Here is a 13,216-nt window from a genome sequence, read left to right on the forward strand (position 1 = left end):
CAGCAACTCTGATGTTTTATTTTCATCTATACCCTTTATATACCTTTTTTTAACGATAGCAATTATTACAAAACTTGCGCCTTAGCGTCTTTTACTATCATCTTTTTTCACTATACCTTAAGACATAGAAAACTATGACCCCAATTACTGATTCCATTAAAGAGTTAACTATCCTTCAGCCAGACGATTGGCATATTCACTTGCGTGATGATAAAGCACTTGCCACCACTGTAGCGCATGCGGCGGCAAGCTTTAATCGCGTCATCTGTATGCCAAATCTAGTACCACCAGTTAAAAATACTGATGATGCGCGTGCCTATCGCGCTCGTATCATGCAGCATTTGCACGATAGTAATTTGGATGCTGAGCGCAAAGCTGCTTTTGACCCACGTATGACTTTATATCTAACTGATCAAACTACCGCAAAAGATATTGAAGTAGCTGCCCAATCAGGTATCGTACAAGCGGTCAAACTGTATCCTGCGGGCGCTACAACCAACTCTGCTGATGGCGTGACTGATATTAATGCCTGCGTTGATGTGTTCGAAGCCATGGAAAAGTATAATTTACCACTACTACTACACGGTGAAGTAACGCACGACCATGTCGATATTTTTGATCGTGAAAAACGCTTTTTAGAAGAGGTGCTTGGGCAAATTATTGCTAAATTCCCTACTCTCAAAATTGTGATGGAGCATATTACTACTAGTGACGCGGCTGACTTTGTCTTAGCACAAGGTAATCAAGTTGCAGCCACTATTACCCCGCAGCACTTGATGTTCAACCGTAACCACATGCTATTGGGTGGTATCAAGCCGCATTTTTATTGTTTGCCCATCTTAAAACGTAAACAACACCAAGAAGTACTGCTAAATGTTGCTACTAGTGGCAGTCCAAAATTCTTTTTGGGAACTGATTCAGCGCCACATGCAACAGATAAAAAAGAAGCCGCTTGTGGCTGTGCTGGCTGCTACAGCTCATCAATTGCCCTACCCTTATATGCGACCGCATTTGATAGTGTCGGCAAAATTGATAAATTAGAAGGTTTCACTAGCCTTTTTGGTGCACAGTTTTATGGCCTACCAGTTAACGAAACTACCGTGACCTTAACGAATAACCCTATGCAAGTGCCTACAGGTTACCCTTACTTTGATGGGCAAACGCTTACACCACTAATGGCTGGTGAGATGCTACCCTGGTCCATCAAAGCATAAACAGTACACAAATCCTCTCAATGCTATCGAGATGCTGCGAGTGTTCAATGGCTATTGTTTTGATAGCATTGGACATTAACAGCATCTCAATGTATTCGCATCACCGATAGAAGTGACTTAACTTAATATGACCACCCAAAACAAAGCTACCTTGTCTACTGACGACTCATTAAACACTCAAGCCAGCATTGCTTCTGATAGCACTCTAAATATGCAGTCAACTACTGATGTCTGCTCTAGTACCAATACAAATGAGACTGAGCAAGATTCAGCTCCAATGACTATGAAAGAGCGCTTTCGTAAGTTTGTACCCGTCATTGTCGATGTTGAGACAGCAGGATTTAATGCGCAGACCGATGCACTACTAGAAATTGCTTGTATTCCAATCTTATTAGACGAGCATGGAGTATTTTACCCAGGAGAAGCACTCAATGCTCATATTGAACCTTTCGAAGGTGCCAATCTAGAGCCAAGATCACTGGCATTCACTGGTATAGATCCTAACAACCCTATGCGTAAAGCAATTGCAGAAGATGAAAAGACTGCGCTACGTCGGATCTTTAAAGGACTAAAAGAAGTACGCCGTGCTGAAGACTGTCGTCAATGTGTACTAGTCGGTCATAATGCGCATTTTGACTTAGCATTCTTGAATGCCGCAGTAATGCGTACTAATAGCAAAAACCATAACCCGTTCCATCAATTTTCAGTGTTTGATACGGTTACTTTATCAGCGTTGGCCTTTGGTCAAACAGTACTAGCACGTGCTTGTAAAGCTGCTGGGCTTGAGTTTGATGGTAGTCATGCTCACTCAGCACTTTATGATACTCAAAAGACAGCCGAGCTATTTTGTCATATTCTAAACCAGTACCCTATGTTGCCCAATGCTTTACATACTGAGCAAACAGAGGTAGAGTTAACTGACAACGACGATGAATAACCAGTAGCATGCAGATATCGATTATGTCTATTCATCATTATGATTAGCCAGATAATTTTATTTTTGGAATAACTTTGCCATCTTGATTTTATAATCAATAAGGACGTAACTGTTAGGATGATGATAAATGACAAGCAAGATAACTGTCACTCGAGGTTTGTATATTGTACTCTCTGAACAAAACTGATGGTTCGCTTTCTTTTTATGGATTCCGTCTGTCTCAATGTGATGTCCTATAGATGACTTAAGTTACTCATATCCCAACTAGTATATGTAATATGCTAATTAGGGAACTACGGAGGGGCTTTATCATGGATCCACAATTTAAGTTATGGGGTACTATCATTGGTTACATGATACTCGCTTTGACTATCAGCACCTGTACCTCTCTATGGATTCGCCATCATTTAAAGAGTAATGACTTACATCCACGCCGTGCTATCAAAAAAAGATATTTAATTTTAAAAAGACGAAGAAAAAGGCTTGACACAAAGCGCAGACGCCATTAGAATGTGCACCACTTCAGCATAAATGGTGAAAGCAGCTGAAGGTGCAGTACCTAGTCCCCATCGTCTAGAGGCCTAGGACACCGCCCTTTCACGGCGGTAACGGGGGTTCGAATCCCCCTGGGGACGCCACATATTAAAGCGCTATTGGCAATTGTTTTAGCACTTTTGAAACCCGTAAAATCTTATAGATTTTACGGGTTTTTTTATGCCTATCTTTTTCTAGCAATCGCATTATTCCAGACGTAGATAACATAACCAGATATACACAACACAAAAAGCCAGCAGGACGCTGGCTTTTATTATAGAACACTAAGAATCAATACTTTATTAGAATTTATCAGATAGCATAAACCATAATAATGCCAATATGATTAGCGCACCCAATACAGTTTGAATTAAGAAAAAAGCTTGATGCTGCCCTACAACTTTACCTAATGTTAAACCTAGTGCATTGTACTTAATTGGCTGAGCATCGACTTCACCTGTCTTTTCTTGCTCTTTATAATAACCTTTCAAAATTTTCAAAAATTGTTTCCACTCATTAGGAGCCCAGTTATAGGGTTTAAAAGGCATAAGTGCCTTGGCTTTAGGATCACTGATCATCCAACGTTCAAGTATGATGGAGCGTAATGACCAACCAGTAAATCCGCGCTCGCTAATCGCACAGAAATCTAAAGTTTGGATATCTTTATGCCTATCATCCATGAGTAATCGATTTTTCAAATTAGTTAGTACTTGCTCTGTACCCTCTACGCATTGGAAAAAGTATCCATTGCCATAACAAAGTACACCAGTAATATCATCATCTTTATTATTTTTTATAGAAATTTCAGCAATATCATTTAGTGTGCTAGCGCCAGATAGCCCCGTTGAAGTAATCCGGCTAACATATACAAACTGGTAAAGATCAATCTCTTCTAAATGGTTCATAGTAGTAACGTGCGACAATCAAATGCCCCTTAACATTAGACGAATAAACGCCTCTAGACTTTAAAATATAATAAATAAGACAGAAAACAGAATTTTTATGCCTTGTCATATTATTGATATTATAAGTTTTTATTATTAATTGTATTAACTTGGTTACATCATAAGGCAGTTAGGTCAACTAAGCAACTCATTACGTTAATACAACAATAAATTATTGTAACTAAACAATTTTTCATCTTCTATTATATTCGGAAAGGCTGATATTTAAAGGGATTAAGTTGACTAGAACCAAAAATAGGTTGAATAAAGAATTCTGACAACACAATCTATTGAGAGTTAGTTGTGAATAAGGAGTGCTTACAATAATAAAGCTAAAAGACCAGAGAACAAATAGGAAGGGTGGTATTAACGAATTCTATTTATAAAAAAGCTTCGTTAATACAATGGTCTAGCTTTGAGCGTTGAGAATAGCGGCTAGCAACGTAGCATCTTCAGGATAGGTAAGTTTGATATTTTGACGACTGCCAGTAACGAGTCGAATAGGCAGCTGTAAGTGTTCGAAAGCACTGGCTTCATCGGTAATAGCTAGTTGATGTTCAGCGACATATGCTAGTACTTTCTGCAGCTGATCTAGTCGAAAGACTTGCGGGGTTTGTGCTTGCCACATATTACTACGGTCGATAGTACGTTTAGCATAAGGATGTGTGCTGCTACTTATTGTATTATCTACGAGCTCAGATTGGGCAGTAGACTGGAGATAGGACTCTTTTAGGGTATCAGCCACAGGTGTGGCTAAAATAGCGCCATAAGGCTCTAGTATCGCCGCTTCAATAACTTGATCGATATCATGACTGGGCACAGCAGGACGCGCAGCATCATGTATCAGCACTAGATCTGAATCCTTAGCACCTGCATTACTGATGGCCTCTACCCCTGCCTGTACTGACTGCCAACGCTCAATTCCACCGACAGCATAATGTATAGGAAGTGCAAAATCTAACGTCTGTGCTGTGCTGTCATTTGCCGCTATTACCAATAAGCACTTATCAATATAAGTACTACACGCAAGCCTTGCCACACTATGCTGTAGCAGCGTCTGATCTTGCAGCTGGATATATTGCTTGGCTATAGACGCACCAAAACGACTACCGCGACCAGCAGCGACGATCATGGCATGTATACGAGGTATAGTATTCATAAGGTAGTACTCATGGTTTGAGCCCATGACAGTATGGTTAGACAAAAATCAAAGCTAGGAGAAGTGAATAGTTTAAGATGTACAACGTCTCTATTGTAGGTAAGAGAAGAAGATAAATCTTTAGAAAATCAATAGCGGCTGTGCGTGGTTGGTGCGGTTGATACTTGTACAAAAGTCTCATTTGGCTTAATCAAGCCCAAATCTAAACGAGCATGCTCTTCTACTGCTTCAAGACCATTTTTTAAATCATGGACATCGGTACGTAACAGGTTGTTTGCCGCCACTTGATTGTCATTCAAGCGCTGCTGATCTTCAATTTGAGTTAACAGTTTGTTGCGCTCAAAGCGACCATTTTCACCCAGCCAATACTGATATTGCAGACCCAAAAGTACTGCAACAGCTAGAGCGAGTAATATAAATTGGCTTAAGTATTTCATAAAGTGATAACGCCAAACCATATAGAGATAATAAAATGGACATTAACTAAACTTGCTAGGCGAAATACAAATAATGATATATCGCCTAGCTTTAGCTATAAGTTCAGCTTCTTAACCACGTAGACCAATGAACTCTTCACGGCCACGATAGCTTGCACGGACTTGTTGTTCGATACGTAGCAACTGATTATATTTCGCGACGCGATCTGAACGGCATAGTGAGCCAGTTTTGATCTGACCAGCAGCAGTACCAACCGCTAAATCTGCAATAGTACTATCTTCAGTTTCACCTGAACGATGCGAGATAATCGTTGCATAGCCATTTTTCTTGGCAAGGTAAATCGCATCTAACGTTTCTGATAATGTACCAATTTGGTTAAACTTAATCAAAATTGCATTGGCGATATGCTTATCAATACCTTCTTGTAAAATAGCAGGATTGGTCACAAATAAATCATCACCAACCAACTGAACCTTATCACCAATCTGCTCAGTCAAATACTTCCAACCATCCCAATCTGACTCATCAAGACCGTCTTCGATAGAGATAATAGGATATTGACGTGCCAATCCAACTAAATAGTCGGAGAATCCTTGACTATCGAAAGCCTTATTGCCCTCGCCTGCCAAGATGTATTGACCATCTTTATAGAACTCGCTAGCAGCACAGTCTAAAGCCAAATGAATATCTTCACCCGCTTTATAGCCAACTTGCTCAATCGCCTGCATGATAACAGTGATAGCTTCTTCATTGCTACGTAAGTTCGGTGCAAAGCCGCCTTCATCGCCGACTGCTGTATTCAAGCCTTGTGATTTCAAAACAGACTTTAAGCTATGGAAAATCTCCGTACCAGCACGCAGCGCTTCTGAGAAGCTGGTGAAACCAACTGGCTCAATCATAAACTCTTGGATATCAACCGTATTATCCGCATGCTCGCCACCGTTTAAGATGTTCATCATCGGTACAGGCATCGTCAGCGACGTCTGATTACGTAAGTTGGCAATGTATTGATGTAATGGCAGATTTTGTGACTTAGCAGCAGCTTTGGCAGTCGCCAGTGACACGGCTAGCATCGCATTAGCACCAAGACTGTCTTTGTTTTCTGTACCATCTAACGCAATCATAGCGTCATCGATACCTTGCTGCTCTGTAACATCTTTATCTACCAAAGCACTGCGAATCTGGCTATTAACGTTGGCAACGGCTTTTTTAACGCCTTTACCCATATAGCGATCTTTGTCGCCATCACGCAGCTCAAGCGCCTCACGCGAGCCAGTAGAAGCGCCGCTTGGAGCAGCAGCACGGCCGATAGTACCATCGGCTAAAATTACATCGGCTTCAATCGTTGGGTTACCGCGCGAGTCTAAAATCTCACGAGCGCGAATGTCTTTAATTGCGGTGACGTTGTTGGTTTCTTCAGCGTACATAATGTCTGTTAATTCCTTTGGTCATGCCAAGTTTGTGGGATAAATAACGGCAACTAGAATACAAAAAAGATAAAGCAAAATATCATATAGCATCCGTGTCTAAAGTTACTTTAGACATCTATACAGCCAGCTACTTTTTGACATTTTTAAATGTCTAATTGATGCATCAAATACTTGACTATAGTGCTTGGCATAATAGCATATATTTTGCCAAACTTCCCTTATCTTACACCAACTTGCGCCCATAAAATCAAACATAAGTAATGATGCTAGCGGTTATAGTCTCGTTTAAGTGCATATAATATCAAAGACGATATGATATTTATATCTTCGCTGAGCTTTGCGTTTCCATATCAGATGGGGATACCGTATTATGTAGCTCCACCTCTGTTTTAAATCGTGTCAATCGTAGCGCATTCATTAATACTGAAATGGAGCTAAGCGCCATAGCGGCGGCGGCAATCATAGGGTTTAAAAAGCCAAAAGCGGCAAGCGGAATACCAAGGCAATTATAGATAAAAGCAAAAAACAAATTTTGCTTGATATTACGCAGTGTTGCTTGAGCAATTTTTTGCGCAGCATCGATATGCATGAGCGACTCGCCCATCAAGCGTGCAGAGGCGCTATGCTGAGCAACATCAGTACCCTCAAACATGGCAAAGCTGGCATCCGCTGTTGCCATCGCTGGCGCATCGTTGACACCATCACCTGCCATCGCAACTTTATGACCAGCGGTTTGCAATAAGGCAATTTGGCTTGCTTTATCACGAGGGCTCATTTTACCGTAAGCTTGTTCAATACCCAGCTGCCCTGCCACATGATCGACGACGGACTGCTTATCACCACTCATCAAAATGACATTGATACCAGAATCCTGTAGCGCGGTAATGGCTTGCGGCGTATCAGCCTTTAAGTCATCAGCAAGGGCAAAAGCACCAAGCGGCTCATCATTAATACTAATCGCAACGGTACTAGCAATTTGCCATACCTTTGGCATCAGCTTTGGCAACGTCAAGTTAGCAAACTCTGCGGTACCGACTTTTACAAGACCTAAGCCTTCGATATTTGCTTGTATACCAGCGCCTTTGATGACGCTAATATCAGTCACATTCATTAACGGTAAGTTTCGCGCGGTAGCCGCATTGATAAGCGCAGTCGCTAAGGGGTGGCTGGCATGCGCCTCAACGCTCGCGGCAATTTGTAAGACATCATCAATGGCAAGCGACTTATCTACCATCACATTGTCCACGATAGTAGGCTTACCGATGGTTAATGTGCCTGTTTTATCCAAGACAACGGTATCAATATTACCTGCGGCTTCTAGGCTTTGCGCGTCTTTAAACCAAACGCCATGACGCGCAGCGACACCCATACCAGCCATGATAGCGGCTGGTGTGGCCAAACCAAGTGCACACGGACAGGCAATGACTAATACAGACACTGCATGCATCAAGGCGATGTCAATCATACCGGTCAACCACCATGTCAGCCCAAAAGTGACAATAGCAATCGCCACTACGACTGGGACAAATACTGCCGTTACTCTATCGGCAAGTCGCGCTAAATTGGCTTTTGAGCCTTGCGCATCACTGAGCGCCTGTACCATATCACCAAGCTTCGTATCGCTGCCTTTAGCACTGACGCGATATAGTAAGCTGCCGTTTTCGACTAGAGCGCCTGCTAGTAGTCCATCGCCCTCTTCTTTTTTGAGTGGTACTGACTCACCAGTTAAATGACTCTCCACACACCAACCACTGCCACCGATAACCGTACCATCAGTTGCTACGCGGCTCCCTTGCTTAGCGCGCAAAATATTACCAATCTGCACATCTTGCAGGGCAACATTATGAAAGTCGCCATTCGGCTGCTGTTGCTCGACTTCATCAGGAGTTAATGACAATAATAAATCAATACTATTAAGGCTGTGCTTTTTGGTGCGCTCTTCAAGATATTTACCCGTACGAACAAACGCAATGACCATTACCCCTGCTTCAAAATACACCGCAGGACCGCTATCCGCACCGTGACCACCAGCATGACCACTTTGCAAAAGACTACTTAAGGTGCCATCGCCATGAGTGAGCCATAAATAAGTTGAGTATGCCCAAATGGTTACCGTACCGATGACCACCAGCACATCCATATTGGCAAGACCACCTTTGATTGACGCCCAAGCGCTTTTATAAAATGGTAACGCCAGTCCAAATTGTACAATTGTCGCTAAGACAAACTGCATCCAGACCGGTAGCATCCATGACATACCCTGACCGAAAAGCATGCCTGCCATACCAACTAAAAATGGCACCAAGCAAATCCATAACCCAATCAGTCGCCATGGGTATTCAGTCGCCGTATCTTTATCTGTTTTCGCAAACAAGCTATCACCTGCCTGCAAGTTTGCAACGAAACCCGTCTTATTTACCCAATCCGTGACTTGCTCGGGCGTGGTCTGCGTCGGATCGTAATCTACATTGGCGGTCTCGCCAGCGAAGTTTACACTCACCTCATATACCGACGGCTTTTTATTAAGTACCTTCTCGATGCGTGAGGCACAAGCCTGACATGTCATTCCATCAATGGCCAGTTGCAGGTGTGCACGCTCGGGCGCGAGCGTCGTATTAGACTGAATATCAGTCTCAACATCATAGGACTGGTCATTGGCGGTACGGGTAGAATCATTCATAAATAGAACTCGTCATTGCGTTATAGCGTTTATAAATTCGTATGATTAATAAAGATATCAGTGGATAGGAAATCTAAATGAAACAAGTAAGACATTCTAAAATTAAATATCAGTGTTAATATTAAATGGTTACGACTGCTGTCTATTCAAGTCAGATGCTCTCTGCAAATCAATAACAGTAAGCCAGTGAAGTTACAGAAGCAACCCCATATTCATAACGACTGTTCATTAAAATATCCATTAAAAAACCAGCCATGATAGCTGGTTTTCTTACATAAACGACAATGCTTAAGAGTTAGCGACGGTCGCATCAAATCCAGCTTCGTCGATAGCAGATGCAATAGCTTCTGCACTGGTTTTGCTATCGTCAAAGGTTACCGTCGCTTGATTGTCTGCAAGCTCGATACTGATATCATCTAAACCATCGATATCGGCGGTGGCATTATGGACGCTTGCCACACAGCCACCACAAGTCATGCCATCAATTTTAATAATACGTGTTTGGTCTGCCATGTTAGGCTCCTTATTCTTGTAAATGAGTTTTTATAGATGAATATTTTTATAAGTAAATAAACTGCTTTTATAGTTATTTTCTAAAGACTAATTTTTAAAATAACTGTCTTTTAAAGTTTTATAAAAACAATACTTAATCAGCATAATCCGTATTATCGTTAACAACAAGACTCATTGGTTATTACTTTATTAACAGAACCATAAATTTGTGCCAAAACGATAAGGAACATCTCTTATTCTAGAGCAAAACCTGCAGGCAATAGCTAATCATGATGATGTGGATTTTGCGGTGCATCAATAGGAAACGGCTGGGTAACATAATCGACCATGCTAATTGCGGCAGTTAAGGCATGAATACTGGTATCGGTATCATCGTAGCTTACGGTAGCAATGTCTTTATCAGGATCGAGCTCGATTGCGATCACCCCTGTAATATTCTTAAGAGCAATCATCACACTATCTAGACCTTCTGCGTCATCAATATTTTCAATACTGACTTGTGCAATTTGAATGGCCATTATCTTACCCTCTTATCATTTCTTACATTGACTACATTAATGAGTATCTAATACCTCAAAGCCTTTGACCAAATCATCAATCTGCTTCAGCTGACGTAAGAATGGCTCTAGTTGACTCATACGCAATGCACATGGGCCGTCACACTTTGCCGTTTCTGGGCTTGGATGCGCTTCTAAAAACAGCCCTGCTAGTCCTGTTGCCATACCTGCACGGGCAAGCGTCGTTATTTGCTCACGACGTCCACCTGCACTATCACTACGTGCACCCGGCTGCTGTAAGCTATGTGTCACATCAAAGAATACTGGAATATCCATCTGCTTCATGGTATCAAAGCCCAGCATATCAACAACTAGATTATTATAACCAAAGGCACTACCGCGCTCACAAAGGATAAGCTTATCGTTTCCACCTTCGAGGCATTTATTAACGATATGGCGCATCTCGTGCGGGGCTAAAAACTGCGCTTTTTTAATATTGATGATGGCGTCTGTCTTAGCCATCGCATGTACCAAGTCAGTCTGGCGTGATAAAAACGCAGGAAGCTGGATAATATCAGCAACCTCAGCCACTGGTGCCGCTTGATATGGTTCATGCACATCAGTAATGATCGGCACTTGGAACTTCTCTTTAATTTGCCCTAGCCAATCAATACCTTGCTCTAACCCAGGGCCTCGATACGAATGTAGGCTCGAGCGATTGGCTTTATCAAAGCTGGCTTTGAATACATAGCCGATGCCCAAACGCTGGCATATCTCGACATACTGCTCAGCAATCTCAAATGCCAACTCTTTTGACTCTAAGACATTCATACCGCCGAACAATACAAATGGCTGATCGTTACCGATATTAATGGTGTTATTGTTAGGAGTAGTAAGCTGAATATGTGATTGCGCGGTTAATAAGTTATCCATGAAGTCATTGCCCTCTTTATTGTTATTCATATTGCTATCCCATATTGTAACCGATAGCCCAATTAAAAAAAGTGTACAAGCGTAATTAGACACAATCAGTAGTCATCAATCAATAATCATGGATGGCATGGCGTTAAGACCATAGTGTCACAAAAACATGATTCAAAAAAAGACCAATCCGAAGATTAGTCTTTTTTTATTGTGGATAAAGCTGTAATGATTATGCCATTACTTAGTTTCGCTATAATTTTTTGCAGCTTTAACAAAACTGTTAAACAGTGGGTGACCACCACGCGGTGAGCTGGTAAATTCAGGGTGGAACTGAACCGCGATAAACCATGGATGATCGGCAACCTCAACCGACTCAACCAAATGTTGCTTAGCAGAATAGCCTGATATGGTCATGCCTGCTTGCTCTAATGGTTCGATATAACGATTGTTCATCTCATAACGATGGCGATGACGCTCAGTGATATTGCTTGCGCCATAGATTTGGCTCAGCTTGCTACCAGCAACCAGTTCAGCTTGCTGAGCACCCAAACGCATAGTGCCACCAAGATCTGAATCATCACTACGAATCTGTAGCTCGCCGCGCTCATCTAACCACTCAGTAATCAGACCAATGATAGGCTCAGCGGTCTTGCGATCAAACTCAGAAGAATTGGCATTAATTTTGAGTACATTACGCGCATACTCAATTACAGCTAGTTGCATACCAAGGCAGATACCTAGATAAGGCACGTTGTTTTCACGAGCATAAGTGATGGCTTTTATCTTACCATTGGTACCGCGCTCTCCAAAACCACCTGGTACCAAGATGGCATCAGCATTATTTAGCTGCGCCAATAAACTGTCATCATCTTCTAAACGCTCAGCATCGATATAATCAATTTTAACGTCTGCCTTATGCGTGATACCTGCGTGTAGCAACGCCTCGTTGATAGACTTATAGGCATCAGGCAATTCGACATATTTGCCAACCATCGCTACGGTAACCGTTGATTCAGGATTGAGCTGGGCTTCAACCACTTTGTCCCAATCACTCAAATCTGCTTCAGGTACATCAAGACCGAAACGCTCGCAGATTAGATCATCAAGATCTTGCTCATGAAGGGTACGCGGTATTTGATAGATGCTTTGCGCATCTTCACACATGATGACTGCACGTTCTTCAACGTTAGTAAACAATGCAATCTTACGGCGATTATCTTGCGAGATATGATGGTCAGAGCGACAGATTAAAATATCAGGCTGCAAGCCAATAGAACGCAGCTCTTTCACTGAATGCTGAGTAGGCTTAGTTTTGGTCTCGCCGGCACTGGCAATATAAGGTACTAGCGTCAAATGCATCAACATGGCTCTATTGCGACCAAGCTCTACTTGCATCTGGCGTACGGCTTCCATAAAAGGTAGTGACTCGATGTCACCGACCGTCCCACCAATCTCAATAATGGCGATATCATAGCCCACACCACTGGCTAAGATTTTACTCTTAATCTCATCAGTGATATGTGGAATAACCTGTACCGTACCACCTAGATACTCACCGCGGCGCTCTTTATTCAGGACATTCTGATAGATGCGACCACTGGTAAAGTTGTTACTCTTACTCATCTTGGAATGGCGTAAAAAACGCTCATAATAACCCAAATCTAAATCCGTCTCCGCCCCATCTTCAGTGACGAACACCTCGCCATGCTGGAACGGACTCATCGTACCTGGATCAACGTTAATATACGGATCCATCTTGGTCATCGTTACACTCACGCCGCGCGCTTCGAGTATCGCAGCAAGGGAAGCTGCGGTAATACCTTTCCCTAGTGAGGACACTACCCCACCGGTCACAAATATAAACTTGGTCATAGTACTCTATCGGTAATTGGTAAAAGAGGATTTTACTAAAAATGCGCCATAAAATATAGGGCAAAAGCTTAAAG

The 13,216-nt window shown here is 42.2% G+C and carries 11 protein-coding genes and 1 tRNA gene; 3 read left to right on the forward strand and 9 right to left on the reverse strand.

From position 1 onward, the window contains the following. The first annotated feature begins 134 nt into the window (after nt 1–134). The 3 genes from pyrC to AK823_RS09715 all read left to right on the forward strand — a co-directional run bounded on the left by pyrC (nt 135) and on the right by AK823_RS09715 (nt 2,789). Nucleotides 135–1,214 carry a dihydroorotase gene (gene pyrC, locus AK823_RS09705; protein ID WP_068328651.1) on the forward strand — a complete coding sequence of 360 codons (1,080 nt, stop codon included), beginning with the start codon at nt 135–137 and terminating at the stop codon, nt 1,212–1,214. A 277-nt stretch (nt 1,215–1,491) separates the two neighbouring features. Continuing rightward, entirely contained in the window at nt 1,492–2,151 is a 660-nt protein-coding gene (gene rnt / locus AK823_RS09710) for a ribonuclease T (protein WP_068039308.1), read from the forward strand. A gap of 562 nt (nt 2,152–2,713) precedes the next feature. After that, a tRNA-Glu gene (locus tag AK823_RS09715) sits at nt 2,714–2,789 on the forward strand. A gap of 198 nt (nt 2,790–2,987) precedes the next feature. Here AK823_RS09715 and AK823_RS09720 read toward each other — a convergent pair. From AK823_RS09720 to AK823_RS09760, 9 genes are all read right to left on the reverse strand, one after another. Beyond that, nucleotides 2,988–3,590 carry a BLUF domain-containing protein gene (locus tag AK823_RS09720; protein ID WP_068036840.1) on the reverse strand — a complete coding sequence of 201 codons (603 nt, stop codon included), beginning with the start codon at nt 3,588–3,590 and terminating at the stop codon, nt 2,988–2,990. Between the two features lie 448 nt (nt 3,591–4,038). After that, a complete protein-coding gene (ispD, locus tag AK823_RS09725; protein ID WP_228138841.1) occupies nt 4,039–4,788 on the reverse strand; it encodes a 2-C-methyl-D-erythritol 4-phosphate cytidylyltransferase in 750 nt (249 codons plus the stop codon). A 128-nt stretch (nt 4,789–4,916) separates the two neighbouring features. After that, nucleotides 4,917–5,225: a septum formation initiator family protein gene (locus tag AK823_RS09730; protein ID WP_068036846.1), complete on the reverse strand. Its 309-nt coding sequence runs from the start codon at nt 5,223–5,225 to the stop codon at nt 4,917–4,919. Between the two features lie 111 nt (nt 5,226–5,336). Beyond that, nucleotides 5,337–6,653: a phosphopyruvate hydratase gene (gene eno / locus AK823_RS09735; RefSeq protein ID WP_068036849.1), complete on the reverse strand. Its 1,317-nt coding sequence runs from the start codon at nt 6,651–6,653 to the stop codon at nt 5,337–5,339. Nucleotides 6,654–6,975: 322 nt separating this feature from the next. Beyond that, complete coding sequence (locus AK823_RS09740; RefSeq protein WP_068328655.1) at nt 6,976–9,336, reverse strand: cation-translocating P-type ATPase; 2,361 nt, start codon at nt 9,334–9,336, stop codon at nt 6,976–6,978. Between the two features lie 288 nt (nt 9,337–9,624). Beyond that, complete coding sequence (locus AK823_RS09745) at nt 9,625–9,849, reverse strand: cation transporter (protein WP_068036854.1); 225 nt, start codon at nt 9,847–9,849, stop codon at nt 9,625–9,627. A 263-nt stretch (nt 9,850–10,112) separates the two neighbouring features. After that, nucleotides 10,113–10,367 (reverse strand): cation transporter, encoded by a 255-nt coding sequence (locus AK823_RS09750; RefSeq protein ID WP_068328657.1) that lies wholly within the window; start codon nt 10,365–10,367, stop codon nt 10,113–10,115. A 36-nt stretch (nt 10,368–10,403) separates the two neighbouring features. Further along, on the reverse strand, nt 10,404–11,279 hold the full coding sequence (gene kdsA / locus AK823_RS09755; RefSeq protein ID WP_068036864.1) for a 3-deoxy-8-phosphooctulonate synthase: 876 nt from the start codon (nt 11,277–11,279) through the stop codon (nt 10,404–10,406). A 228-nt stretch (nt 11,280–11,507) separates the two neighbouring features. Continuing rightward, complete coding sequence (locus AK823_RS09760; RefSeq protein WP_068328659.1) at nt 11,508–13,142, reverse strand: CTP synthase; 1,635 nt, start codon at nt 13,140–13,142, stop codon at nt 11,508–11,510. Nucleotides 13,143–13,216 lie beyond the last annotated feature (74 nt).

Source organism: Psychrobacter sp. P2G3 (assembly GCF_001593285.1).
Taxonomy (GTDB): Bacteria; Pseudomonadota; Gammaproteobacteria; order Pseudomonadales; family Moraxellaceae; genus Psychrobacter.